Annotated in this window: 23 protein-coding genes and 1 pseudogene; 17 read left to right on the top strand and 7 right to left on the bottom strand. The window is 61.1% G+C overall.

Translation table 11 applies throughout. The features are described 5' to 3' along the window. The first annotated feature begins 247 nt into the window (after positions 1–247). The 4 genes from BMX78_RS14815 (at position 248) to BMX78_RS14800 (ending at position 6613) form a co-directional block, all read left to right on the top strand. Positions 248–3571, top strand: a complete 3324-nt coding sequence (locus tag BMX78_RS14815) for a CHAT domain-containing protein (RefSeq protein ID WP_091420628.1) — start codon at positions 248–250, stop codon at positions 3569–3571. 1 nt (position 3572) lies between these two features. Beyond that, positions 3573–4262 carry a hypothetical protein gene (locus BMX78_RS14810; protein WP_091420625.1) on the top strand — a complete coding sequence of 230 codons (690 nt, stop codon included), beginning with the start codon at positions 3573–3575 and terminating at the stop codon, positions 4260–4262. Positions 4263–4682: 420 nt separating this feature from the next. Next, positions 4683–5927, top strand: a complete 1245-nt coding sequence (locus tag BMX78_RS14805; protein WP_170850832.1) for an aminotransferase-like domain-containing protein — start codon at positions 4683–4685, stop codon at positions 5925–5927. Beyond that, a complete protein-coding gene (locus tag BMX78_RS14800; protein ID WP_091420621.1) occupies positions 5924–6613 on the top strand; it encodes a M20/M25/M40 family metallo-hydrolase in 690 nt (229 codons plus the stop codon). Before BMX78_RS14805 ends, BMX78_RS14800 begins: the two co-directional genes overlap by 4 nt. A 429-nt stretch (positions 6614–7042) precedes the next feature. Here BMX78_RS14800 and BMX78_RS23695 read toward each other — a convergent pair whose 3' ends face one another. Beyond that, positions 7043–7414 carry a DUF4192 family protein gene (locus tag BMX78_RS23695; protein WP_091420617.1) on the bottom strand — a complete coding sequence of 124 codons (372 nt, stop codon included), beginning with the start codon at positions 7412–7414 and terminating at the stop codon, positions 7043–7045. An 890-nt stretch (positions 7415–8304) separates the two neighbouring features. Between BMX78_RS23695 and BMX78_RS14785 the strand changes: the two genes are divergently transcribed. The 6 genes from BMX78_RS14785 to BMX78_RS14760 all read left to right on the top strand — a co-directional run bounded on the left by BMX78_RS14785 (position 8305) and on the right by BMX78_RS14760 (position 16371). Next, positions 8305–8508, top strand: coding sequence for a hypothetical protein (locus BMX78_RS14785; RefSeq protein ID WP_091420614.1), 204 nt, complete (start codon positions 8305–8307; stop codon positions 8506–8508). Positions 8509–9640: 1132 nt separating this feature from the next. Beyond that, on the top strand, positions 9641–9952 hold the full coding sequence (locus tag BMX78_RS23275; protein WP_211482578.1) for a hypothetical protein: 312 nt from the start codon (positions 9641–9643) through the stop codon (positions 9950–9952). Positions 9953–10132: 180 nt separating this feature from the next. Next, entirely contained in the window at positions 10133–11392 is a 1260-nt protein-coding gene (locus BMX78_RS14775) for a hypothetical protein (protein WP_091420612.1), read from the top strand. A 58-nt stretch (positions 11393–11450) separates the two neighbouring features. Further along, positions 11451–14168, top strand: a complete 2718-nt coding sequence (locus tag BMX78_RS14770; RefSeq protein ID WP_091420610.1) for a hypothetical protein — start codon at positions 11451–11453, stop codon at positions 14166–14168. Positions 14169–14428: 260 nt separating this feature from the next. Then, entirely contained in the window at positions 14429–15250 is an 822-nt protein-coding gene (locus BMX78_RS14765) for a hypothetical protein (protein WP_139204965.1), read from the top strand. Between the two features lie 560 nt (positions 15251–15810). Then, on the top strand, positions 15811–16371 hold the full coding sequence (locus BMX78_RS14760) for an AfsR/SARP family transcriptional regulator (RefSeq protein ID WP_139204963.1): 561 nt from the start codon (positions 15811–15813) through the stop codon (positions 16369–16371). A 494-nt stretch (positions 16372–16865) separates the two neighbouring features. Here BMX78_RS14760 and BMX78_RS23150 read toward each other — a convergent pair whose 3' ends face one another. After that, the gene (locus BMX78_RS23150; protein WP_170850831.1) at positions 16866–17003 is read right to left on the bottom strand and encodes a hypothetical protein; all 138 of its coding nucleotides are present in this window, start codon (positions 17001–17003) and stop codon (positions 16866–16868) included. 62 nt (positions 17004–17065) lie between these two features. Here BMX78_RS23150 and BMX78_RS14755 point away from each other — a divergent pair, with 62 nt between their 5' ends. Further along, positions 17066–17320 carry a hypothetical protein gene (locus tag BMX78_RS14755; protein ID WP_091420602.1) on the top strand — a complete coding sequence of 85 codons (255 nt, stop codon included), beginning with the start codon at positions 17066–17068 and terminating at the stop codon, positions 17318–17320. A 332-nt stretch (positions 17321–17652) separates the two neighbouring features. Continuing rightward, positions 17653–18777 carry an FHA domain-containing protein gene (locus tag BMX78_RS23690; RefSeq protein WP_091420599.1) on the top strand — a complete coding sequence of 375 codons (1125 nt, stop codon included), beginning with the start codon at positions 17653–17655 and terminating at the stop codon, positions 18775–18777. 337 nt (positions 18778–19114) lie between these two features. On the opposite strand, the gene BMX78_RS14745 is transcribed toward BMX78_RS23690, so the two are convergent. The 4 genes from BMX78_RS14745 to BMX78_RS14730 form a co-directional block, all read right to left on the bottom strand. Next, entirely contained in the window at positions 19115–19630 is a 516-nt protein-coding gene (locus BMX78_RS14745; protein ID WP_091420596.1) for a hypothetical protein, read from the bottom strand. Positions 19631–19634: 4 nt separating this feature from the next. Then, a complete protein-coding gene (locus BMX78_RS14740; protein WP_502686299.1) occupies positions 19635–20297 on the bottom strand; it encodes a hypothetical protein in 663 nt (220 codons plus the stop codon). Between the two features lie 49 nt (positions 20298–20346). Then, positions 20347–20556 (bottom strand): hypothetical protein, encoded by a 210-nt coding sequence (locus BMX78_RS14735; protein ID WP_211482577.1) that lies wholly within the window; start codon positions 20554–20556, stop codon positions 20347–20349. Between the two features lie 103 nt (positions 20557–20659). Beyond that, positions 20660–20863: a hypothetical protein gene (locus tag BMX78_RS14730; RefSeq protein WP_091420591.1), complete on the bottom strand. Its 204-nt coding sequence runs from the start codon at positions 20861–20863 to the stop codon at positions 20660–20662. A gap of 220 nt (positions 20864–21083) precedes the next feature. Between BMX78_RS14730 and BMX78_RS23145 the strand changes: the two genes are divergently transcribed. The 5 genes and pseudogenes from BMX78_RS23145 (at position 21084) to BMX78_RS14700 (ending at position 25869) form a co-directional block, all read left to right on the top strand. Further along, positions 21084–21257, top strand: a complete 174-nt coding sequence (locus tag BMX78_RS23145) for a hypothetical protein (protein WP_170850830.1) — start codon at positions 21084–21086, stop codon at positions 21255–21257. A 128-nt stretch (positions 21258–21385) separates the two neighbouring features. Further along, positions 21386–21883: a Gmad2 immunoglobulin-like domain-containing protein gene (locus BMX78_RS14720; RefSeq protein ID WP_091420587.1), complete on the top strand. Its 498-nt coding sequence runs from the start codon at positions 21386–21388 to the stop codon at positions 21881–21883. 106 nt (positions 21884–21989) lie between these two features. Beyond that, positions 21990–23060 (top strand): annotated as a pseudogene (locus tag BMX78_RS23685) (DUF3616 domain-containing protein). 302 nt (positions 23061–23362) lie between these two features. Beyond that, complete coding sequence (locus tag BMX78_RS14705) at positions 23363–25201, top strand: sensor histidine kinase (RefSeq protein WP_091420580.1); 1839 nt, start codon at positions 23363–23365, stop codon at positions 25199–25201. A gap of 11 nt (positions 25202–25212) precedes the next feature. Beyond that, positions 25213–25869: a response regulator gene (locus tag BMX78_RS14700; protein WP_353615443.1), complete on the top strand. Its 657-nt coding sequence runs from the start codon at positions 25213–25215 to the stop codon at positions 25867–25869. A gap of 31 nt (positions 25870–25900) precedes the next feature. Here the strand turns inward: BMX78_RS14700 and BMX78_RS14695 are convergent, their stop codons facing one another. Next, entirely contained in the window at positions 25901–26611 is a 711-nt protein-coding gene (locus BMX78_RS14695; RefSeq protein WP_091420576.1) for an AfsR/SARP family transcriptional regulator, read from the bottom strand. Positions 26612–26660 lie beyond the last annotated feature (49 nt).

Here is a 26660-nt window from a genome sequence, read left to right as displayed (position 1 = left end):
ATTCCCATGCGGACCTAGGCCCAGTGGAACGATGCACTCCCCGGGGCTAGTCGAGATCGATCTTCGTCACGGCTTGCCGCTGAGCCATCGTTAGCTCCATGAAAACGGGTATAGCCCCCATCCGCTGCAGCTGAAGAGAACCACGCCGCTACGCGGAGCTTTTCATCTGAGGCAACGCGGACTCTTGTGCCCGGGCGTATTGTTGGGGAAGTATTAGCGACAGGATTGCTCTGATCAGGAGCTGTTCATGGATGAAACGCCACAGCAATCGGCAGCCTTCGCATTACCGTGTTACGTCGGCAGCAGCTTTGAAGCGGCGAACTTGGCACTACTGAATCACGCCCCCGCGGATGCCGGGGAGTCGCTGAGGGACTTCGTGTCGAGGTACCCCCAGATATTGAACTCCTATGTGCTGCAGGGGGCTTTGGCGGCTATACCTGTCGACCATCGGCATGACGCGAATCCGAGGTATGTGTCCCTTGCTCTCTTAGAGGCGGTTGCTCGCCGCCTCCGCCACTCTCCCGAGGATTATCCAGTGGGACTGGGGCCTATTGAGCAGATTTGGGAGGAGGTCAGGCTGCGCCACATCAGTTCGCGGCACGCTGAGGAGATGATGGCGGAGCCGTCGCTGATGTGGCAGCTGTCCCTGGCGTACGTACGGGCTCTTAGCAGGTATGCGTTTTTGGAGATCCAGCAGCGCGAGCGTTGGCGCGACGGCTGGATTCTCCAAGAGATGCTGCTGACTGCCGTTACGCCGTTGTGCCACCCACCATCTGACACGGGAGAGCTTCGCCCAAACCTAGGTTTCGCCTTTTCGGACATGTACGAGGAAACGGTCAGCGACTGGCTTCTGGCAGCCCTGCCGGTGCTCATGACAGCCCCTGATGGACGCCTCTACCGGCGCGCTCAACGCCTCGGTGATGTACTGCTTTCGCGCCTGCGCAGCACGGATGATACCGAAGGTGTTGGCAGGGTCCTTTTCCGGTTAGCCGGCCTCAGCCTCGATCCCTACAAGGGCCTGCCATTGACACAACCCCAACAGCGAGAGCAACTTCGCAGACGGCTAGAGTTCGCACTCGATTCAGCCGAAAGGGACCAGCTCAACTGGGCAGAAGCTGACATGCCCGAGATGCAGCAAGCCCTTAAAATAGCAGCCCAACAATACGCCGAAGCGGCCTCGCTTCGACTCAACGCCGAGAGAGGCCTATCACTGAAAGGACTGTTCGACACTCTCTATATACAACGCCAACTCGGCGAACCAGTGACCGACACCGATCTCAACGAAACCGCAACGCAAGCCCTCGCCTACCTAGATCCGGTCGACGACAAGCGCCACATTCTCTCCATCCAAGCCACCCTCGAACAGACACCCCAGCGAAACAAATTCACTGACGGACACCAACCAAGTAAATCTCGGCGCAACATACAACCAGCAAGTCTGGCCTACGAAGAATCGCTATTCGGGGCGCTAGCCAACGCCCCCGCAAAACCAATACCGAGCCTACGCGCGCTCACCGCCTTGCATACGCAAGCCCGCACACTCGGTGCTGGCCAGCTCGAGAATCTGTGGAACCGGGAGCTCACCATTCTGCAATCCGTTGACCGAGAATCCGTTTACCGAGTTCCCGGAGCGTTCTTCCGGGGCGATGCCGACAAGTATCAAAGCGTTCTCGAACTGGCCGCGCAGGTCCGACAAGCCAAAGCTCAGCAGACAGCCGACAGGGAAGACGTTGCCATTGCTCTTCTTGAGGCGACTCCTGTCGAACCGGATGGCGTCTGGAAGCCCCTCCGGGAGACGAGAACCTGGTATCTGTTGACCCTTGGCATAGGAGCAGCGGTAAACAAGGTCGACACTCAGCCCAGCGAAAGTGTCGGCTGGTACAGCTACAGCCTCCAGCGCGCCCTCAGACTGGATCTGGAATCAGTGGTGGCTGACCTTGTTCGCCGAATGGGCTGGATAGCTCGAGACAATCCGACTTCCGAGGTGGCCGCCCGTGTTTGTGCGTATCTTTTTCCTCTCACGAAGGCACTGCTCGGCTACGGCGAGCCGGTGCAGTATGAGTTCTACCGCACATGCCAGTTTGCACTGGCCGCCGGCACCCGTGACGGCATCACTCCCTTGACTGCAGCGGTCCTTCGACAGATGACCAAGGGGTGGGCATTTGCGGCAACTCTTGAGGCCAACGAGGGCTACGCGGTGACGGCTGATCCTGAGGGTCAGAGGCAGCTGCGGCTCATCCGAGAGCTGGAGAATAGCGAGGCGCTCACCGAGGCCGCGTCCGACACGGAAGTATCGGTTGGCTTCGATGACGATGCCCTGCTAACAACCTACATCAGTGAACGGGAGGTGCGTTCCGGCGCGACAGCCCAAGAGAAGTTGTCGAACATGCAGCGGGTCTTTGACAAGTACGTCTTCGACGAGTTTACGCGCAGCGCAGGGGACGAATCCCGCGTCCTGTCTTTCGGGGAGATCCATGGGCTATTGGGACCAGACACGGTACTTGCTGACATCGTCCTCGGAACCAATCCTGAAGGACGGCTGACCGTCTACACAATGCTTTACACCAGCGACCATCAGTTCGTCATCGGTAGCGTCAGCAACCTCCCCGGTCTCATAGAGTGGCATGGGGATGGTCGCAAGTTGTCGCGGCACGCACTAGCAACGACGGTCAGTGAAGTTCGTCAGCTGATCACCAATTATCCAGGCCCCGTCCGCAACGCCACCCAGGAGGCGGACTATGCGCTGCATGAGATCACTAAACTCATCTTTGGCACCCCGGACGGAATTGAAGAACTGGTGCGGATCGGCCATACAGGACGAAACCGCCTCATTGTAGTACCGCACGGGCCTCTGCACTACTTGCCATTCCACCTCCTGCCAACCTCGCAGGGGATACTGGCCGACCACTTCACGGTCACGGTGCTACCAAATCTGGCCATGCTGCGCCCCCGAACCCGACGTCAAGCCTCCATCGTCGTCCAGTCTTTCGGAATGTCCTTCGCCTCCCAACCCTTCGGACTGCCGACGATGGAGGCATCTATCCCAGAAGCCGAAGCCATTGCCAGTCGGTTCGGATTGATTGCCTGCACTGACGAAGAAGCCACCAAAGAACGTTTCCGAGAAGCTCTACAGGAGAGCACCTTCGCGCACCTGTCTACACATGGTCGAAACAACGCAGCTGGAGGAGCCTTCCATCATGTCTACCTGTGGCCCAGCGATGAGCATTCCGACGGACGCCTCCACGCCTACGAGCTTCTCGACCTTCAACTCGACCAACTACGCCTACTGTCCTTGTCGGCATGCGAAACCGCCTTGGGACGGTTCGACCTTCTTGACAACCTTCGCGGACTCCCGGCCGCCTTCTTTCTGCGCGGGACACAAACGCTGATCGGCACCCTCTGGCCAGCCGAGGTCGAGGCGTCCCAGCTCTTCTTCACCACCCTTTACGAACACCTCCGAGTAGACCCTCACGCTGTCGTTCCCGCCTTTGCTGCAGCCCAAAACGCCACACGTGCCCGCTATACCCAGTATCGCGACTGGGGCCCCTTCTACCTCGCCGGAGGACGTTGATATGCCGATTGACTTGCCCGACCTTGAATGGTCCGAAACCTCTTTGGTTTCCGAGGAACGAATCACCAAGGGTGTGCCGAACCGGGCACCCGATGGTGACCTCGAATCGAGAATCCTCCTAGGCGGACCAATCTGCCGACCGCTGGAGCAGATCCTGCCCGCCGGCGACCCAGCCCTGGTCGCTCTTACCGCCGAACAAGACAGTGTGGCTTACACCATGACCGACCTTGCCGTTACCTTTGAAGGCGCCGAAGAAGAGCGGATCGAAAAGGTATGGGTCCAAGTCAAACTCACTGCCACCCAAACGTCGCAACCACCCATTGTGTGGTCGATGACGCCCGACAAGGTCAGTAGCCCTGTAGAGATGTTCGCCAGCGCCGACATCAAAGCCGACCTCAAAGTGTTCACAGCTGGCGTGACCACCTCCCGAAAGACGACCGGTGAGGCGACCTTCCTGGAAGCATTGAACCTTCTCCGTTCTGACCCCGTCTGGGAGTTCAGCAGGTCGGGCGCCCACGAAATCCGGGGCGCGCACCGGCTCGTCCTCGTCGTACGATCGCCAGCGGGGATTGCGGTCGAAGGACGACTATCAATAACGGCTTCGATTCGCAGAAAGCATTGGAACATCATCCCCTATCGGGTGCTGCTCGCTGGCGGTCTGGACACTTCAATTTTCCCTATTCGCTCCTAGGTTGACCCGACGCGCCTCGGTCCCTATTTCGGTGGGGTCAGGTGCGACGGGCACCCGCCCTGGCTCGGCCGCTCTCCCTGGGCCGGGGCGTTCCCGCCCTTCTGGTGCCCCGTTCGCGGGGGCCGGCGGCATCGGCGGCACCTGTGCACTAGCGGCGCGGGCGATTTTTCCTGTGAGTGGCTTTCGCCTGGGCGTAGCGGATGACGCCCTTGATATGAGGGGTGAGCCGGATGATTGCCTGGATGATTTCCAGGACGGCAGAAACGTAGCCCGCGTTTGATGGGAGATTGCCTTAGTCGAAGCCCCGGCCCCGAGTATGCCGAAGGAGCATGCTAAACGCTCCTTTTCGGTCTTAGACAGCATATGTAAGGCGCGCAATACTGAATGGAGCATCCCATTCCCGCTCTGAAAGGAACGATCATGCCCGTAGCCGCGGAAGTCACCGCCGAAGCAGCCCTGGCCAATCGAGTGCGGTCCGCCCGCCCCTCGGAGGTGCGCAAAGTTTTCCGTGCCGCCCAGCGTCCAGGCATGATTTCGTTCGCGAACGGCGCCCCCTACCTAGGTGCCCTGCCGTTCGACCAGCTGGCCGTCTCCGCACAGAAGATCCTCGCGGAGACCGGTCAAGTAGCCCTTCAATACGGTGCAAGCCAAGGCCTTCCGGCGCTACGCAAGCACATCACCTCGCTCATGGAGCTGGAAGGGATCACGGCAGAACCGGACCAGGTGGTGGTCACCGCCGGCAGCCAGCAGGCCCTGGACCTGGCGGCCCGCATACTGGTAAATCCCGGCGATGTTATCTTTGCAGAGGCGCCGTCCTACGCCGGCGGCATGGCCGTCTTCAGCGGCTACCAGGCAGAAATCGTGCACATTTCCATCGACGCTGACGGCCTGATCCCTGAAGAGCTGGAGCAGGCCATTGCCAGGGTCAGCGCTTCGGGCCGGACCGCCAAGGGCCTGTACACCATTCCGAACTTCCAGAACCCGGGCGGCGTCAACCTCTCAGCCGAGCGCCGCCGCAGGATCGGCCAAATTTGCCGCGACAACGGGCTGTTGATCTTCGAGGACAACCCCTACGGGCTGCTCGGCTTCGACGGGCAGACCCTGCCGGCCATCCAGCCGGACTTCCCGGACATCACCATGTACTTCGGCTCCTTCTCCAAGATGATCGCCCCCGGCCTGCGCCTCGGCTGGGTCCTGCCGCCCGCTTCCCTCTTCGAGCACTTCATCAACACCTCCGAAACCACGCTGCTCAACCCGCCGGTATTCAACCAGATGCTGCTCAACTCCTACCTGGACAACCCGGCCTGGCAGGACAAGCTGGCGGAATACCGCGGCCTGTACCAGGAGAAATTCCTCGCCCTGCTGGAGACCCTCGAGCAGGTCATGCCCAACGGCACCACCTGGAACCGTCCCAGTGGCGGCTTCTACCTGTGGGTAACCGTTCCGGAGGGCATCGACACCGACGCCTTGGTGCACGAGTGCATTGAGCGCGGCGTCGTTTACGTTCCGGGCACTGCCTTCTACACCAACGGCAAAGGCCACAACGAGCTGCGACTGTCCTTCTGCCTGCCCACCATCGAGCAGATTCGTGAGGGCGGGGCCATCCTCGGCGAAGTCTTCACCCAGGCCGCCGAGGCTGCCAAGGCCGAGGGGCCGGCAGCATGACCACGGGGACGGCCGACGGTCTCAAAGCCAGGGCAGAGGCTGCCCTGGCCGCTGAGCTGGACCGCGTTCTGGCGTTCAGCCACAGACTGCACGACAATCCTGAAACCGGCTGGGAAGAGGTCAAGGCCTCTGCCTGGCTGGTAGAGGAACTGCGCGCCGTGCCCAACGTCCGGGTTGCCCATGGCCTGGGGAAACTTCCGACCGCGGCATGCGCCGAGGCGGGAACCGGGACTTTGGTCCTGACCATCTGCGCCGAATACGACGCATTGCCCGGTGTAGGCCACGCCTGTGGACACAACATCATCGCCTCATCCGCACTGGGTGCCCTTATTGCACTGGCGCCACTCGCCGATGAGCTGGACCTCACCGTCCGGCTGCTGGGCACCCCGGCAGAAGAAAACGGCGGCGGCAAGATCGTCATGCTCGAACAAGGCGATTTTGATGGCACCCACGCCGCGATGATGATCCACCCTGGGAACGTGGACGAATCCGAAATGCACCCGTTCGCCTGCTCCGGCTTCGCCGTCAGATATGAGGGGCGTGCCGCGCATGCCTCTGCCAGCCCGCACGAGGGTATCAACGCCCTGGATGCCCTGACAGTGGCGCTGACCGCTATCGGCCTTGCCCGGCAGCAGCTGGAACCCGGCCAGCAGATCCACGGCAGTTCTGCGCTGGTGCGTGTGTAGGCGTGCAGGAGGAGTTGTTGTGCCCATTCGATGCGTGACCATTTCGGGGCGGCTTCGGTTTGGGCGAACAGGATCTGCTGCATAGGTTCGTCCACGCCTGGGATGTCGGCGATGAGCCGGTCTCGGATTGCCGGGAACTGCAGGTTCGCCACCAGGGCATGGCAGTCCTCTTCGCTCGGAAAGGACGCGGAGTCGAGAATGTCTGCCCAGAGTTTCCTGCCGTTCTGGAGCGCGTCGCCCGTTGGTTGGGAGGCGATGGTTTCCATGTGGTGTTCGACGGCGGTCGCTTTCGCTTCTGCCTGGCCGGTGGTGGGGAGGGTGATCCGGTCGGTGGGTTCGATGTAGCTGCCGCGGTAGATGAATTCGGCGTTGATGGCGCTGGTCTGGGTGGAGTTGACGGGCAGGGCGAAGCTGGTGCCGGGTTCGCCGTCATAGGGGGAGAAGGTTTCGTCTCCGACGAAGAGTCCGTCCCGGATGGTGATGCCTTGTTCGGCAAGGACACCGGTGAGAGCGGCGACTGGTGCCGGCCTGCGGCCTGGCCTGCCCAGGCTGGGCTGGTTCGCTGGTGTAGACAGCGAAGAGGATGGATGTGGCGTTGGTGTCGTTGGTGAGGTAGTGGGCGACGGTGCGAGCGTAAGGAAGTTCCTGACCAGTCTGTTGGGGGAGGTCGATCCGCAGGGTCGCCCCGATGCTGTTCTCGTTGAGAGTGATGCAGACCAGGCTTTCCTGTGGCCAGAAGCCCAGGGTGTGGCCGATGAAGCTGAGGACATCTGATGGTGTTGTGATCGTGAGCTTTTCCATGATCCCGGTTCTCCCTTCACCCTTTGTGTTGTCGTGGTTTGTGCGGTTGTTGGTTGTGGGCGTCGTTCTGGTAGGGGACCACCCGCTGGGCTGAGCGGCCGGAGTGCAACTTGGGGAACCGGCGCCGGGGCGAAAACCTCATCCGCGGGGACTGCTTCCACGATGTCTACGGAGAAGTTTTCGATTCCGGGGTCGGCGCGGTAGCGCCCTGGTTGCGTGGAGGACCCGCCCAGCGATCATGGGGCATATCAGAATGACAAGCAGCGATACAACTTCCACCTGTGTATCGAAGCGAAGGAACGAAGCAGCATGACTTCGGCATCATTCCGTTCGCGGGGCGCCTCTTTCGTTGTTCCCGCCCATGCTAGGTCACTCCTGGCCGGCCACAGAGTTATGGACGTGTTTCGCCCCGAGGCTGTTTGATCCCTATTGGCTCGCGGGTGCCTGCGGTGACGGGGGCCGGTTTCCTTGAGAGAGGGGACGGAAGCGTGGATGCCCTCGTGGACGTCAGGCCTGCCCATGAGTACGGCAGATAATTCTGCTGCGACAGCGGCAGATCGATGTTTTGGTTCGCGGGCGGCTTCGATTGCGGTGATGACTATTCACGGCCTCAGCGCCACGACGTCAGGGCCGCTGCGCCGGAAAATGCGGTCGCTGTCGACGCCTTTAGCTCGGTTTGGCTCCCACTGGTCGCGTATCGGCTCGGATCACGTTTTTGTGGACTCTCCCAGTATTTGTAAGGACTCCAGTGCAGTTCCATGCTTCCGCTGCATTCATGGAGAAGTGATCCGAAGCTGGCCGCTACCAATGGTGTTGGCGCGATAGGAGCCAACCCGCCGAAGCGGCACTCCCAAGGGGTAGGGTGTGCCCTAATCGACGAAGGGGTCACGATGAGCTACAAATATCGAACTGTTCGGGTTCGCGGTACCGAGCTGGTGGGAACAATTGCGAGGAAGCACGGGGGTGCGGCTGAAATCTATGAAACGTCCAAAGACCTGAGCACATCAGTAGTTCCTGTGTTCTTCGAGGCAACGGGCGAGATCCGTTTTTTCGACAGGTCAGTGCTGGAGGACGTTGTGGCACCAGCCGGTTAGCCCGCCTAGGCGTACCGGGGCGGGCGCGCCGGCCCGCCTGTGGGACCCATTTCAGGGCCAATGAGGGTGTGCACAATGTCCACACTTTCGCCGTGGAGCAGGTCGCAAATCGGTTGGACTGCCTCGGATTCCGCATGTTCTCGCAGGTTCCCGGTCTTTACGAGGGCTGGAAGGTAGTTCGAGTCCCACCTCGGGCACAGCATATCCCCTCGTCAGAGGGGTTTTTGCTTTAACGTGTTGACATGGCTTGTGGTGGCGTCCCTCTGACGGTTGGTTGGCCGGGTTTGGCCCGGCTGCCGCGGAGCCTATTTAGGTATGTGGGGTGGCGGGTTCAAGTCCCTGGCTGGTGGGCCTTCCGCCTGCTGTGAGTGAGTTCTTGCGGTTCCTCGTTCCGGTTATGTTGAGTCAGCCGGTTGTGGCTTAAACCTATTCATGGGCCGGGGAGCGGGGACAACATGACCTCGCAGACTTTTCCTTTCGGAGCTTCATGGCGGCCCTTCGCGGGTGATCGGGAGGGTGCTGCTGGGGCGTTTGGCGTGCCAAGGAGGGTGTTGACAGTGCCAACACTGATATTTGATTTATGGCGTTGCCGCGGCTGTCGCTTGATCAAGGCAACTGCGACGACATCCCAGCCCCAACATCCATCACTTAGAGCCGATGACCGGACGGCATACTGGCGTCCCGACAAACGTCCGCGGAGTTTCTTTGACGCGCGCTGCAGGGGCCGCGCAAGTCCGGTAGGGGCTCAGCGCTGTTTCGCCGATCGCAACTAGATAGGGGATGAAAGGGCGCAGGAACTCTTGGAAGGACTGCCTGGAGGCACCGCCGTAGAACCAAGCCCACCTGGTTCGGCCAAGCTGGTAGCTCCGACAGGGCAGCCCAAGGTGGGCGGCATCATGGCAGGGCTTAGCCGGTGGCAAAAGTGGCGGCTTGCGCTACCAAGGCGAGGCGGCCCTGGCGTATAGAGGGTAACGCTCCAGTAACACTCAGCTTATATCGTGTGATCATCCGATAACTGGCTTTCAGCGTGGACCCAGGGACGCCGCCATCGACACCGGAAAACCACAGTTTCTGGGCTCCTGGCGCTGCACCGGTAGTTAGGGCGCCCGGCCTAATCGAAAGGGAAACAAAAATGCCACTCGGCGACGGAATCCGAGGCAACATTGCTTCGGTTGATCCCAGTGAAAGAGCTCTCCTGCGCGACGCATTTCTTGAACTGAACAGAAGGTTTTATCCGGGCAATAGGGGAGACGGCGTACCAGGCGGCGTCAGTTGGTGGTTCAAACAGGACGAAGTCCACCAGGCAACGCATGTCCACAACGGACCGGCGTTTCTACCCTGGCCCAGAGAGCTTGTTAAGAGATTTGAGCAGTTGCTCCGGCAGGTCAACCCCTCAGCTGTCCTTGCACTATTGGGATTGGACGCAGGATCCGGTGTTCTATAACCCCGGCGACCTATTACCCCGGCGACGATAACTGGTGGCTCGGCACAGTCACCAACGGCCAACTGAACTGGACCATGGTGGGCAACACCGCCGGCTTCGCGGGGCGTTGACGAGATGCGCTGTACAGACAAATCAACAGGACCGACACCGTAATTTACGGTAATCTCCGGAGGAGAAATCATGCCGTTCGTGCCAGGCTTCAAGCCGTCGACCCACGCGCCCCTGTTCCGGAACAGCCCGTGGCCCACAGGAACGAACCTCACGATTCAGCTGCCGGGGTTGCCGACGATCAATGTCGATGCAACCAGTTTCGGTCTATGCGGCGGAATGTCCTTTCTCGCCCGGGACATCTTCGAGGCCGGAACGCCCCAGCTGCAGGGGAGGAATTCGCAGCGTATCCCCGTTGCCCTCGCCGGATACATCATGAGCCGCCTCATAGACAGTTTCAACAGCCCGGACATAGTGGCCCGGTGGCTGGCCTCCACCCAGGCTCTGGATCACGGGACCGTGCTGCGCGGACCCGGTCTCTTCGCTGCCACAGTGGCGGAATGTACGGCCGTGACGGACGACATTGATGCCGGGGTGCTGTGCCCTATCGGGGTCATCCTTGTGGAATCGTTCGCACCGTGGGCGGTGTTCGATAACCATGTTGAGCTCGTTTACGGGTACGAGCGCTCAGGGACCGAACTAACGTTGTTTGTTTATGACTGCAACAGGCCGGGCATGGACGACCGCACCATTACCATCGATGACAGCGCCCCGCGCCCGGCGAAGACAATATCGACGAATGCCACTGACGGCGACGGAGCACGGGCCGGGACAGTTCGAGGCTTTTTCCGTGTGCCCTACGTTTTCAAGGATCCGGCGCACGCTTACATTGACGACGCCGTGACGTCCATTGCGGTGGTCCCACCGGTCCGCATGGAGGCAGGAGAACAAGCGACCGTGACGGTGAACGCCCTGAACCGGGGGTCGACCACCTGGACGCCGGGCCAGGGGTACAGGTTGGGCAGCCAGGCGCCCCAGGACTCCCTGACGTGGGGTCTGAGCAGAGTGGAATTGCCCGGTGGATCTTCTGTTGCTCCCGATGGGACCGCCTCGTTCACCTTCAGGATTTCCGCCCCCGCCGGCGCAGGGGAATTCGGCTTCGCCTGGCAGATGGTCCACGAAATGGTCGTCTGGTTTGGCACCCGCACACCCCGTCTGCCCGTGGCCGTCGGCAGTACGCAGGGAACTGTCTGCACCCAGTTGCACAGACAGTACACTGCTGTGCGCCGGGAGGCCGCCGAAGTCCAAGCGGACCTGGACGCGGTTGACTGGTCCGATCCGTTCACGGCACGTCGCGAGGCTGCCGCGTTGGCACGCCGCCTGCGCGGACTGAGGGCGCAACTGGCGAGTATTGAGAACGAACAGGTCGCAGCCGGCTGTGCGCCCGGTTAGGGTCCCAAGCCCGGGGCACTGAAAAAGGTCTCGTCCAATTCATCGTTGAGGAGTCCCCATGCCGACCTCGCAGGAGCACCAAGACCAGTACTACCGTGTGCGTGCCGGAATCCTCGGCCGTCATTTCGCCATTAATACCCGCAACCGGGTGAACCTCCTGAGCATCGACAACGACCTGACTGCGCCTCCGGCCGGTTCGTCGGATGTGACGGCGCGGTGGAGCGTTGCCGAACACCAGTGGGAGAACCCGCTGTTGTGGTCGGCCCGTCTCCTGCCGGCCCTCGCTGCCGTGTACCAGCTGGGCAACGCCAGTGCTGAAAAGATCCTTTTGCTGGCACTGGAGTCGATCGGGTCGCTGTACAAATTCGGGGGCACCAGCGGTTTCGCCGGCTACATGGTCCGGTGGGATCCGGTCGTCTCCGACAAGCCGTATCTGGCTCCGGGAACCCTGTGCAGCACCGAATTCCTCATCGACCCGACGACCCTGAACTATTCCTACAGCGTGCCTCATTGGGATCCGCGCCATGCACAGAACCGAACCGATCCGACACTGCGTACGCTGCTGCCAGACAGTCAAATGTACGACGAGTATCTCCAGACGGAATCGCGCTACTTCTTCGACTGCCGCCGCTGGGAACCGTCGATGGATGAGATGGTCGGCATGCTGACCATCTACTCGGTTCTTCATGAACTCGTCCCGACTCATGCCGTCAGATCCGCAGTCATCGAGCAGGTTAAGATGCTTGGCGAGTATCTCGCGGAACATTCCTACATTCTCGTCCGGCCTTCCGGCGGTCTGGCCCGCAGGGGAAGCGCGGGGGCGCTGTCCGGGTTTGAGTATGCTTTCGACCAGGCATTCGGACGCATTGCCGGGCAGTCCTTCGGCCGCCGTACTGACTTCGTTGGAGCCATGATCCAGGCCGGCTACTGGAGGGTACTGCAGGGCCCTGTACTAAAACAGGAGCCCGCGATTGCGGCGGCCGGGGCACTTCTGTCACCGCTGCTTCCAGCACTACTCGCTGCCGATGGCGGGCTTTTGTCAGGGATCCTCGGGCCCGTGCTCTCAGGCAGCGCTGCCGTCACCCCGGCATCGGTGAAGACTGGATTGCCGTTCCTGCTAACAGCGATGCCGCGAAGTCTGGCGATCTACAACCATCGCGACGTCTTCGATACCGACGAGCAGGAGAGGAGCGGTCCGGCCATCGCACAGCTGCTCGCGGCTGTGCCTCAGCAGCTGTGCTTGGAAATGATGTTCGACATTTTCACAGTCCTGCCTGCAGATGCGGCAGGAACAGTACGTTCCTTCCTCCCGTTCGTCGCCCTATCCTCACTAGCGGACCCGGGGTCGGTCGTCGGCGCAGCCTACCGGCGGCTCATGCAGGGACATCTTGGCTCTCCCGTCACGACCGGAATGACGGACGGACTGGAAAGCTGTTTCGCCTCGGCCGTCGCGCTGCTGCTGGGGGCACCCGAGGCCGAGGAAGTGCGACTTGTCCAGCTTCTGGAGGCCCATTTCGAGACCCTGAACGCCCTGGGTCCAGGGGGGCTCGTCGTGACGGGGGCCACCGAGAAGCTCGAACCGGGACTGGACTATTTCGCCGGGCTGAGCCTTGCCTGGCTACATGCGAAGAGGCGAGCCGATCGTGGCGACCCCATCCGGACGGCAGGCTTCCCGCTCCCCCCGACAGGACCTGCGTGGCCTCTCGTAACGGTGCCCCTTGCCGTGGTAACCGCGCTGCCGCACCTCAAACAAGCTATAGGCGGCCCGTCCGGCCGGGACATCGATCTCTTCAGCGAAGATCTGGGCGGGAAGCTCCACAAACCAGCCGTACCGGCTCCTGAGCTGCCACCGGATCATGGCGGGGCACTCATCGTTGACAAGACCGTTCGCGTACGGGACAACGACGGCGACGTGGACACCGGAGTCACAATCGCTTTCGGGGACGAATTTGAGGTGCTGGCCACCGGCACCATAACCGCCCCGGAGCTGTTCGCCGCACCGAGCGACGCGACCGGCTGGTACGTCGTCGACGACGCTCGCTTCGCGCTGCACGCGGGCATTGACCCGGTAAACGCCCGAAAATACGCCTTGATCGGACGGCTCGGCGGCTACTTCTTTGTGGGAACCCATCTTCCGCGTCAGCCGCTTTACTACCACTATCCGCTGCGCCTGTACCTGCGGGTCAACAATGATGACCAGACAAGAGGAAGCGGCAACGGCGCCTTCGATGCACACGTCAGGGTCTGGCGGAGCGCACCGAACAACGCCTCCTTTGTCCGCCAGACTGTTCCCGACTTCATGCTGCACGGCGGACTGAGTGACGTAAGCGTGACGCTGCGAAACGACGGCACACGAACGTGGACAACAGCAGATTTCTACGGCCTCGGAGCCCAGGCCCCGCAAGACAATGTCATCTGGGGCTCCGGCAGGCAAGCACTCCCGCACAGCGTTGCGCCGCGTGACGAGGTGACGTTTGCATTCAGCATTCTGGCGCCGCCGCCGGGCGGTGCCACCTTTCAATGGCGGATGGTGCAGGACGGAACGGAATGGTTTGGCGCACTCACACCCGCCGTGCAGATCTATCTTGAAGCTTCAGCTGAATGCCGTGCCATTCGGGCACGGATACTTGACCTGGAAAGTGAAATCGCAGGGTTGCAGGCTGACCTGCAGTCCGCTCCGCCGGGGCAAAGGGGCAAGATCAGCGCCCAGATTCGGATTATCCGCGGCCATATTCGGGATGAACGGCAGAGGTTTCACGCCATCGGGTGTGCGTGACCCCTCGGCTAATAGCAGGACTGCTCACGCCGTTCGGCAACAGTCAGTAGATCCAAGTACGGTTCGGGAAGGAGCCCATCACATGCCAGCCGAAACGCGTGAGGCATCGCGTCGGTCCAAGGGTTATTTTTGGCCGGCGCCAGCGTGGACCGCCGTCGTCGCGGTCCCGGTCCTGATTATGGCGCTGCTCCTGGCCGTTGCCGGTATCAGGGTGGCCCAACGCCGACTCCATGGGGTGGGCCCTGCTGACGGTCGTCATCTTGGCACTCATTCCGATTGTGCTGCTTTTGCTTGACGGTATTGCCCGCCAGCGGGGAACTATAGAGTGGCGCGGGCTGCGGCTCTCGTTCGCGCAGGCTGCGGAGGGCGCCACCTCGGGTGCGGTGGTTCCGGCGAATGCGACTCCTGGGACCGAACTCCTCGACTCCGGCATGCACAGCCTGTTGAGAACGGCCCGGGCGGCGTCCCGCAACCGCATCATCGTGGTGGACCTCACCGACGGAACGTCCTGGTGGGAGACGCGTCTGCTCATGGTGCTTTCGGTCGCCTCAGCCCAACCCGGCGAACACGCCATCGTCTTCTTGGCGGAACGCGGCCAACGGGGGCACCTCTTCCTCGGCTGGGCGCATGCAGACATACTCAGGGAGCGCCTGCTGGATTCAAGACCGCATCTGCGGTTGGCTTATGAGGCCGCTGCCAAGGACGCTATCCGGGGCGCTGCGAGCCTGCCACTGCTGCCACCTAACGAACCCACAACGGGCCCACAGGCTGCCATAGACGAACCCCGGGCCCTGGGAGACCCTGACGCCCGCAATCTTGCCCAGCACATACAACGCCTGGAGGCTTCCACGGGTGCCGTTCCGGGCAGGTATCCGCTTACCGCCGCCACAGTCATCGACTGGTTCTATCCTGTCCTCGTGACGGAGACCGTCGAACGGAATGCCACACAGGAGCTTTGGGTAAAGGCGGTGCTCGGCACGGACGCCCGGTATATTGCCGTCACCGACGGCCAGGTTTATGTGGGGCTGCTGTCCCGGGCCCAGGCTGTGAACTCCCTGCTGGACGGACTGCTGAAACGCTGAAGGTTTGGCTCGAACGGCGGGCTTCTGCTCGGGTGCCGGCTAGGCCAGCCCGTCGCTGTCGCGCGGGTTATTCACCGGTTTCAGCACATGTTTGTCATAAATTCTGTAAAGTATTGTCACTTGGTGATTGGGTTGTGGGTGTCGAATTCCCGGTTCACTCGCTGGAGAACTTACATCGTGCAACTGTGCAGGGTTGTTCTGAGTTCCTACAGTATTCGAGAGAGAAAGCTGGCACGCATTCATGGGGGATATGGAAGGCACTATGGTGATCCGGGCGTGGGCTGAGCCTGACGATAACGCGCCGTTCCGGGCACGCCTGATTTCGAGCCAACCGGGGACAGGGGCGGAAACTTTGGAAGTGGTTGCAGGCTCAGCCGGCGGTTCAGCTCTGGCTCGACTCAATGGAATCAGCCTAGAGGCTTTGGATTCGGGCTAACCCTTTTTGGTGCCCCTGGTGGTGGCAGCACGCGAGTGCTAAGCGCCAACACCGACTGCTCATGAGACCTCTGGGAAAGCAACAGAACATGCTTTGTTTACCCCGGTGGGTCATCAGATTAAGAATGGCCATTGATCCCGCACCAAACTGCGGATCGTCATTGCTACAGCTGTTCCAGCTCTTCAGGCCCGAGCTGAATTTGGGGGGTACCACCATGGGCAACGACGGCCAGGGACAACTTCAGTTAAGTCTGCTTCGATCGTGGCAAATTCGTTGTGAGACCGGCATCGGACACGTTGTGGCGCGGCAACAACGGCTCATCACGGCGCTGGCGATCACCGGTCCCCGCCCCCGCCGCTATCTCGTCGGTCTTTTGTGGCCTGAGAATTCCGAGGCAAGGGCGCTCAAAAGCCTGCGCGTGAGCGTGCATTTCGTCTCCCGACAGGTACCCGGCCTGTTGATAAACGGCGGCACCGTGCTGTCTCTCAGCGAACGCGTCGAGGTGGACCTCCACCGGGTCCGGGACCAAATCCGGGAGGTAAGCCTTGCCGGGCTCAACGGAAACGTGGCCTCATGCCTGCACCTGTTACGCGACGCGGAATTGCTCCCCGGCTGGACGGACCATCATCGTTTGTCATGGCGCTTCACCTTATTCCCAGCCTGCTACGGTCACCGGCCGCCCTGATGCTGCAGCACCAGAATCAGGAATCTGCGTGCTTATGCATAAGGTTTGGTCAAGATTGCCTTCGTTGAGCATGGCTGACCTGGGCCCTGGACGGAGCCCGCGGACGTACGCGGGCTGTCACCAGACCGGCGATCACGTGTTTGCCCGTAGCGATGGATTCTGATGCTCGGGGGGCATCCCCAAGGTTCGTGCAGCGCCCGTCCGAGGCCTGTCGGGGATTCTCTTCGGGCATCAGTCCCCTGCCCTGTGCATCGCCAGTCTCCTCACCGCTAAGTCGTCCAGAGGGCGGCCGATCCCATTGCGCCCTGAATAGGTTCCGTCGGTCCAGCTCCTTCCGAAGCAAGTAGAGCCGCAGAGCCGTTACTGCCGCGATATTGGACATGCGGCTCGAAATTTTCGCGCTTGGCCCGGCCTGCGCAGTAACACCGCCGTAACGCTGGAAATGTTGAAATCTCCACACGCGCGTACCTTTAGCCCATTGCGGTGCGGTGCGCCTACTTCTTGGAGAGGGCTACGACATGAGCAACCCCGGAGATGACGGCAGGCTCCCGGTAATCCATGTTTGCGGGTTTGCCGTTGGCGGATTCTCCATCAACAACGCGGTGGACGATCCGTCTTACGGCTTCAGCCAAGGGTTCGTCCACGTCCGGCCGACAGCGGTGGCAGTGCCAGGTTCCATCAGTTTGAATCGCCTATGCTGCGTCTGATCACTGACCATCCGTATAAGGTGCCCGTTCACGGTGAATGGGCCTTCCTGGAGCGGGTTGAGACCGGCAAAGTCAATGCGGTGTCCGTTGGGATCTATCGCTTTTACGCTGACTCTGCAGCGACATTCTCGAAGGATCCTGTGGATTTATCCTTCGAACGGGCAGCAAAGGACCTATTCAAGCTGGTGAAGCTTGCCAACAACAGGCCGCTGCCTTGTCAGCTCCCAGAGACCAACGGCTGATAACGGAGCTGTAACGTTCACCTAGTATTCTTCTCAAAGGCGGCGGCTCGCAGAGTGGATCGGAGGAAGACCAGGGCCGACCTGGGAGCCAGCAACTGGAGTGCGCTTCATGTTTCAGACTAATACCTCGGCGCACCTCTCGAGAAGAAGACGAAATCGTTTTCAGGATAGTTATGGGCTGGAGTATTCCCGTCGCATGCGCAGGTGAAACCTCCAACTTCCAGACAGTTGAGGTGGCGGTAGAGCGTTGTGAATGAGCTAAATCTCCTCATAGAAGAAGAACCGTATCAAGGTGAAACGACGGGGCTGGCGCTTCCGGCCGTGATGAGACTGTGAGTCTTCCCAGTTCGACCCCAAGGTTCGTTCGCAGAACCGAGGATGGACGAAAGCTGGCTGTTCCTCTTGATGGGGCACCCGTTCTCGGCAGTTCCGATGATGCCGACATCCGTTTGCCCTACAAAGGTGTAAGCGGGCGACATGCTGTCGTCGAGTCTTTCAATGGCTCCATAGTTCTACGTGACCTCGGTTCTGCAAATGGCACATGGGTGAACGGAGACCGAATAACCACCAGAAGACTGTTAAACGGCGACAGTGTTCGAATCGGCACGGTCTCTCTGGAATTCAGGGACGCAGGTTCCAGGACTCCACCTAAGTCATCAGGACTAGCCAGGGCTGACAGTTCCTCGGGACGGTACTCAGAAGACACTCCACATAAAATTTCCGGTCGAGTACGACTTCCACGGACCTTAGCCGTAGCCACACTGATAGAAATTATCCTCCTTGCCGGAAATGCTGTGATCACATCAGCAGCGGGATGGACTGGTTTAGGTTCATGGCTGTCCGTCCCGTTGCTCGGCGTCCTCGCCGCTGGAGTGGACGTTCTTAAACAAAAGTCTGTATCGGAAGCCTCGGCAAGCAAACGGTCGCAAGCGCAAGCACGGGGTCATGAACCGAAAACGATGCCAGCCGCAGCACTGCTAATTGGAGTGCTTGTGATGGGGGGAGGAGGACTGGCGGCGATGACGGGCGTCCGTTTCATATCAGGATACGTCACAGGCAACGAGGACGGCGTTGAGCGGCTCATCGGACCAGCTGAAGTGACCGCAAGCGGACTTCGCATGACCGTCACAAGCGTTAAACAGACCCCGCATTTCACCCGAGTCGAATTAGTCGTACAAAGCAGCATCTCGCACAGCCTTGAAGTGATGCTGCACGGGGGAAACTGCCTTCTTTCTTCCCCCGATGGGACCACCATCGAAGCTGACGATGGTCGTAGTCGCTGGAGTTCCGGGATCCCGCCTGGAGCAACGCGACGAGGCACAGTAACGTTTCAGGAGCATCTCCCTAATACTCAAACCACCGCGTCGCTAAGTTTCAACCACATATTTGGATCCGGATTCGAAGGACCGAGGTCAATCACAGTGCCGAACATTCAGTTGAGATCGCTCCCAGGTTAAAGGGCCGTTCTGCATATAGTTTGTCGCAAATTCGGCCGATCGTTTGCATCGCAATCCTGTAAAAGTCCAAGACTGGGGCGTCCTGGCCGGGTCTAGAACATTTGTTTCAGCACAGCGTCGTTAGGAGTAACGATGAAACCGCTGCGTCGAATTTTCGCGTCCTTCGGGCTGGCGGCCTGTGCGAGGTGATCAAAGCCAGGATCAGTTTAATACGGAGGAACGGCTCCAGATTGAAAGAAACGGTCACGGTGTCGGAGGGGAAAACCTTGGGACTAATTCCACCCATCTCGCGTTTCAACATTCGTCGGTTGATCTCCTATCAGGACATCCGTCTTGCCTACGAGGGCGACCAGATGGGCATAGACGCTGGCCAGGTCTGTGTCGGCCGCCACCCGCTGCTGCAGGCAGTCGAGGAATTCTTGATGCGTTCGACCATCACACATGCCGCGATCAGGCCCTTTGCTTCCGCCACTGCCAGTACCTGACGAGCGATGCTCTCGGCCTCCTGGAATACAGCCTGTCTTTCTGCGATCACCGCGTGCAGCAAATCATTGCTGCGCTCGAGGACCATCCTGGCAGTCGCTTCCTGAACCTTGCGGACCGTCGGCCTGCCGAGGAACACCAGGTCCTTATGCTGCACGCTCCTGGCGGCTCCGATCAATGTTGCCCGGCAGGAGGCAATCTGGGAAGCGGCCGGGAGACGATTGTTCGCCAGTGTCGTTTCGGCTTGCTTGAGCCAGGCGAGAACATTGCCGGAAAAGCCCGAGCGCCGGGCTTCCAATTGGTCTATGAGGTGCGGCACCTGCCGCGGGAGCGAAACGATTTCCTCGTGCCGGACTACGTTGAGGGCCATCAGGCTATTCCGGAGTCAGGTAGTAGCCTTGCCTGTCGTCGCGGGTGATGGCCTCGTAGGCATCCTCCGTGATGGTAAGACGTACTCGGACAATGCTCTCGGAGTTTGCATGTTCCTTGATCTCACCCGACGTGACGATCACCTGCAGCGAAGGCGATATCACGAGCTTCGTCGCCATGAGCGCGGTCAGCGATGCCTTCATGGCGGTCTCCAACGCCTGGAGTTGTTCAGGGGTTGGATCCCCTCTCATAGAGGCCGTGACGGTCTGGACCGCCACGACTGTCAGCTCGCCTGAGAGCTGCGCCGGACTCAGGAGGAAAGGGGAACCGCCTCCGAATAGTGCCTTGGCGCCCTGAGCTACAGCCTTGGAGACTTTTGCTACCTCTGCGCGGGGCAGGCGGATATCGGATCCGCTCAACCCTTCGTCCACGGCCTTGGTGATTTCAGCGGCGGTCGGTTCGCTAATTGACCGTCCGTCACGTTTGTCGGCTATTCCCTCGACTGTCGAAATGAGGAAGGGAAGATCGACCGTGACCTCCGGTAGCCGGAACCGGGGCACCGGGAGGTGCCTCAGCAGCTCGTGCCGACTATAGGCTTCCACGATCCTCACCGCTTCCAGGTCCGCGCCTACTCTTGCCTGGGCGGCATCAGCCAGCAAAGCGCTGATTACCTCCCCGAGTCTTGGTATCGTATTTGTCCGTTCTGGATGACCGCCATCAAGCCTCGATCGCGGCGGGCGCCTTCATCGGTTGTGACTTGATCGAGTCTTCAAGGATGCCGAGGATCTTCTCCAGACCAGCGGGCAGTTCTTCCTGGACGGCGCGGATGTGCACCGCCATAGAATACGTGCGGTCAACCTTTGTCCCCGTCTGAGTGTTCTTCTGGTACGAAGTCGACACCTTGAGCTTGGGGTAAATGGAGTCCACGAAGCTCCGCTGGCTGTGCAGGGCAACTCCCCGGTCTCCGGGCTGTTAAGCTTCGACAAGCACAGCAGCCTGCCGTTGCTTTTGGATGGGATCCGCGAAGACATCAGGCGCCTCTGCTGGCGCCGATGCCAACCGCCGGCTGTTCCTGGTGCCCCGGGCACATGTCACCAAACTTCATGCCTCCGGCGGCACGGTCCATACCATCGAAGTCGATGTAGCCGGGCAGCGCGGGTTTCTGCCAGCCGGACCGGCTTGCCATGTAGTGCTGGCCGCCAGCGCCATCGAAAGCACCCGCCTCGCCCTGCACTCATTTCCGACCGCATTGATGAGGCGGATCCCATGGCCCACGTCCGCAGCGACTTCACGGTGAGGATCCACCGGTCGGCCCTTCCCCAACTGCCGGCGCCTGTCCAGACCACCGCGATGCTGGTGCGCGGGGCAGCACCATCCGGCCGGTTCCATCTGCAGGTCACAGCGTCAACAATCGGGCAGGATCGGACGCGCTCCTGTTCCGCATGCTCCCGGACATGGACCAGGTCAATGAGCATAAGGTCAATGTGGACCCGGACTGGATCACCGTCACGCTACGGGCCATCGGCGAAATGCATGGCGGCCAAGGCGCCGCTGCCCCCAACACCACGGGAAGTTGGATCAACCTAAGCCCATGGGAGAACGACGAATTCGGGGTGCCCCGGGCCTAATCGCATCGTTGGACGCTAGGCGGCGGGTAAGTCAGGGTGATAACGCGGCAGTAACGGGTGGGATGCTGAAGTCTTTCTGTGCATACCTGGCCGCTAGATCCTTCCAAAAGTGACCCTAAGGAGTTGCTATGGCCCCGCGACTGATTGAAGTGCGACAGCCGAAGCAGAACGACGTCATCGGCAGCGACTTTACGATTGCCGGTTTCGGGACCGGATTCGAGGCGACCGTTCTATGGCAACTGCTGGACGTGAACGGTCAGAGCGTTGCCCAGGGAAACATCCAGGGCGCCGGTTCCATGGGAGTCATCCGGGACTTCGGCCATCAGGTTTCGGTGGCTGGTTACACTGCCCGGGCGGCCCACATGACGCTTCAGGTCTTCGGCGACGATCCGTCCGGCATTCATCCGCCGGGGCCCGACGTTAATCTCGTTCCCATCACCCTGTTTACAGCATTGGAAGGCTTCAGGCTCTATGAAGTCGCGTCAGGCGATACCCTGACCAAGATCGCCCGTCAACAGGGTCAAAACACGACCGTCGATGACGTCTTTCAAGCCAACCGGGACCGCATCAACAACCCCGACCTCATCTTTCCCGGTCAAATCCTCCGTATCCCGCTGCTCGCCTAAAGCCACGATGATGGAGCGCAGGCCATGACCGGCCGGCCTCAAACAGACAACCCGTCCGGAAAAATCACGTTGGTCCTCGACCAGCCCAGCACCCTCGATCCAAGCGATGACCTTAGGGACGGATTGTCCGCCATCGTCCGCCAAGGCAGCCACCTCTGGGTCGCCAACGACGAGACGACGAGCCTCGAACGTTCACCATCGAGGGGGACCACGCAGGCGGCCATCGCAGTTTCGACCTCACGAAGTTCCTGGAGCTGCCAGGGAGCGGGGAGATCGATATCGAAGGCCTTCGACATTGTGGATGACACGCTGTGGCTGCTCGGTCATACAGCTCGGTCCGAAACGGATCAATGGTAAACACAGCCCAGGCACTGAAGGCCCTGACGACAGTCGACGCCAACCAGCGCCGGCAGGTGTTGGCCCGGCTCTCGACCAGAACCCTGCGGGCGGCAGCAGGATTAGCGGCCAGCAAAACGCTTCAGTGTTCGGCCCCGGGGAAGGCAGCAGCGGGGGCATGGGGGATCTCTTGGCAGAGGACCCTCACTTTGAAGGCTTCATACGGACGAAGGTAATTCCGGGCAAGGACAACGGCTTCAACTGCGAGGGGCTCGCGGTGGCCGACGACCGGTGTTTATCGGCCTGCGCGGGCCGGTGCTGCGCGGATGGGCCGTCATTATCGAACTCGAGGTTGGCAACGGGCCAAGCGTCGAGCCGCAGCCGACCTTTCCCGGGGGCCGCCGCTATCGCAAGCACTTCTTCGATCTGCGCGGATTGGGCGTGCGGGATCTGTGCCGTCACCAGAATGACCTGCTCGTCCTGGCGGGGCCCACCATGAAGCTCGATGGCCGCACCACCGTTTTCCGCTGGCGGGCCGCACTGATGTCTGACGGCGAAGCGATGCGAACTCAATATGCCGTTCGGAAACGGTAAGGACCGGGCCGAGGGGATCACCTTGCTGGAGGACGGCAGGTCGGTGCTGGTGGTCTATGACACCCCCGCAGGCAAACGCAAGACCGGAATCACGGTATCCGGGCCGACGTCTTTGACCTCAGTGAGTAACAGACTCTGCGACTCCATCACCAGCCGAAGAACTCTAGGCGTAGTAGAAGGCGATGATGCCGACGAAGGCGGTGAAGAGGGCCGCTGCAAGCAAAGTTGCGCTGGCGAACGGCAATAGGCCACTCCGGTCTCGCCAAAGCCAAGGTTACGAGGCACATCGCAAGCGCCGCCGGGGTCGCCGCGAGCGTGAAGAGGTTCGGTGCTTCACCGTACATCTGGAGCTGACAAGAGCAGACTTGCCTACGGAGTGGTGCTCTAGTCGGCGCCTTGTTCCTTCGCTGCCGGATCCCTGACCGTTGTTTTCTGGAAGATGGCTCGGAGCAGGGGCGGGTTTTGACACGGTCTCCGGTGCAGTAACGCATGGATAACGCTCGATGCTGTCTACTTAGTGCAAGCGCAAGCCCGGGGGACGGATTCTGTATGACTTTCCGGCAGTTCTTGGGTGTACTGGCCGCAACGGCTGCACTTGTGGCCTTGGTGCTGGTCAATATCGACTGGTCTCCGGCCGCCGTGTCTGACCCTGCACGCACCTTGTTTTTGAACGCCCAGGGGATTCTGCGCTGGAGCCAGAATCCCGACCGAACGCCGTTTTCGGTTCTGGAACTCGTATTATTCCTCGCCGTCGGCCTGGCGTTCGTCGCAGCGGGGACCACTGCATGGCACAGCAGGCCCAATCGGAATCCAGGCCTGCTGCTCGTGGTGTCGGGATGGATGTGGCTGGCGGCCGGCCTGCGGCTGTCAAGCCATCCGCTGGCCTTCACCCTCGGGGTGACACTGACTTTGATGTACCAGCCGCCGTTGCTGCAGTTGGCCCTGTGCTTTCCCGGGGGCGTACTGCGCAGTGCGTGGGAGAGTCGGCTCGTGACGTTTTTCTTTGCTTCCTGGCTGTTCATTGCGATCGCCGGGTGGGCGTTCTTGGACCCACGGCAACAGATTCCCGGGCATGCCTCAAGTTCCCAGAATCTGTTCCTGTTATGGAACAGTCCGGAGATCACCAACCGGATCGGCAACACGGCGAGGGTATTCCAAATCTGCGTGGGCCTTGCGGTCGTGGCTGTCCTGGTTGCGCGGTGGCGCTCCGGGACAGCGGCCTATCGAGCCGCATTCCTGCCACTGTGGCTGGCCGTCATCCTGAAAACCGCTGCAACCATCTGGGTTTCTCTGGCGGTAGTGCAGCTATCGGGGAGCCTCTCGCCGGCAGCGCTGTTATGGCAGTATCCGGCGACGGCGGTGGTGCCCTTTGCGGTGTTGTTTGGACTATGGCGCTACCGCTTTGCCCGCGGCACCCTCGGCGAGGTCATGGTCGAAATCGGCGCGGCACCTGTGAGCGACAAGCTCGTCCGCGTCTTGCGCCGCTCGGTTCACGACCCCACCCTGGCACTGTGGCGTTGGTCCACCGAAGCCGAGCAGTTCATCGACGACGACGGGCGGCCACAGGTCCTGCCCAGTGACACGTCGGGCAGGGCTGCGGTTGTCCTAGAACGCAGCGGCAGGCCCTTCGGTGCTCTGGTCTTTGATGAGACGCTCAAGGACCAGCCGGAACTCCTCGCCGCCCTAAGCAGCGCAACTGCCCTAACCTTGGAAAACCAGCATATGGAGCAGCAACTGCGTGAACAGCTGATCGAGGTTCGGCGCTCCCGGGAGCGCATTGTCACGGCGGGGGACGACCGCAGGAGGCAGTTGGAGAGGGACTTGCACGACGGCGCGCAGCAGCGCCTGGTAGGAGTCGCCATGGCGCTGGCCAGGGCGCGGCGGGTGCAGGATCCGAAGGACATACGCTTCCTGGTGGAGCAGGCGGGCCAGGACTTGAACGAGGCCGTGGCCGAGCTGCGTGAGTTAGCACACGGCGTCTACCCGCCGTCGCTGCGCGAGCGCGGCCTCCTCGCTTCTGTGACCGCACTCGCTGAACGCGCGGCGTTGCCCATTCAAGTCAAGGCCGACCTTCCCCTTCGGCCACCACCCACGGTGGAGCTGGCCGCCTATTTCATCTGCGCCGAAGCGGTCACCAACGCCGTCAAGCACGCGGCGGCCACTTCCATGGCCATTTCCCTGACAAGCACCACGAAGGAACTCTGCATGACTGTTACCGATGACGGGCGGGGCGGGGCCGAGTTTGGACCGGACGGTGGCCTGCTCGGCCTGACAGACCGGGCGGAGGCTTTGGGCGGCGTCCTGACCGTTACCAGCCCGCCTGGGCGGGGAACCAGGATCAGCGCAGTCCTTCCCTTCGTCAATGATGCCGAGCGGTCCTTGCCGTGACCCTGCGGGTGGTGATCGCTGATGATTCGGCCCTGCTGCGGCGGGGAATGGCCTTGCTGCTGGCCTCCGAAGGCCTCGACGTCGTCGGGGAAGCCTCGGAAGCACAGGGCTTGCTCGACCTGGTAGCAAACCACCGACCTGACGTGGCGGTGGTGGACATTCGCATGCCGCCGTCGTTCACCCTCGAGGGCATCCGGGCGGCGGAACAGATCCGCCGAGACCATCCGGAAACCGGTGTGTTGCTACTTTCCCAGTACATCGAAACGGACAACGCTATGGCCCTTTTGAGCAACGGGGCCCGCAGCCTTGGATACCTGTTGAAGGAACGCGTGTCGGACGTGGACGGCTTCCTGGACGCACTGCAGCGGGTTGCCACCGGAGGAACCGCCATCGACCCGGACCTGGTCACTCGCATGGTCTCCCGGCCGCGGACCGCTGACCGCTACAGCCAGGATTTATCCAGTCGGGAGAAGGATGTACTGGCGTTGATGTCCGAGGGCCGCACCAACACTGGAATAGCCTCGGCACTGTCCATGGGCGAGCGTACCGTCGAGGCCCATGTTCGCAGCATTTTCCTCAAGTTCGGACTTCACCCTGAGCCGGAGGACCACCGGCGGGTGCTGGCAGTTCTGACTTACCTGCGCGCCGGACATGATCCCCGGCCCTGAGCGAGGACCGGCCCGGGGGCCGCCCTCGTTGTCAGGATGCACTGAGCGCCGAAACGCGCGCCTGCAGATCCGAGCGCATCAACTGGCCTAACTGAAAACTGGGCTCCTGGCCGAACGTGTCCCGGCAGAGGCTACGGAAACGGCGATAGGAACGTTGGGCCCCGTTGATGTTACCGGCAGCGAGTTCTGCCCGGATCAGCAGAATTGTCGAGCTTTCGCGCAGAGGTTCGAGGTTAGTTGCGGTTATCGCCGCTGTTTCGGCCGTCTCGGCATCGCCCGCGGCGAGCGCCCGCTCGGCTGCTCTGTCCAGCGCGATAACCCGCAGGTGCCGGAAACGCTCCTGTTCGTCAATAACCCAGTCCTCATACCATCCGGGAAGCAGTTCTCCGGTCCGCAAGTCCTCGAGCGGAACGGGATCCCCGTGGGCGTATGTCAGGCAGTGCTGCAGGATGTGGAAGTCAACGGCCACTGTTGGGCCGAGGGTCAGTGGGTCGTCTACGTCCCGCAGGAGGCCCGGGAGTTCGTGTGCCACATGCCACAGTGCCACCCGCATGCTGGCTGCGGCCTGGCGGTCGTTGCTGTCTGGCCAGAGCAGTCCCGCAATGGCCGTCCGCGGTCGTGGCCCAAGAAGGGCCAACGCGGTGATCAGGCGGCGTTGCCGGCTCCCAACACGCACCAGTTGGCCGAGGCGTCGCAACTGCCAGCAGCCCAAAAGATTCAAAGTCCACGTAGTTTCAGTCATTGCCAGACCCTTTGTACCCTTGTGGTGAAAGTGTCCTCCCAGTCTGCTT

Source organism: Arthrobacter sp. OV608, from assembly GCA_900110595.1.
Classification (GTDB): domain Bacteria; phylum Actinomycetota; class Actinomycetes; order Actinomycetales; family Micrococcaceae; genus Arthrobacter.
This window is presented reverse-complemented; position numbering and strand designations above follow the sequence as displayed.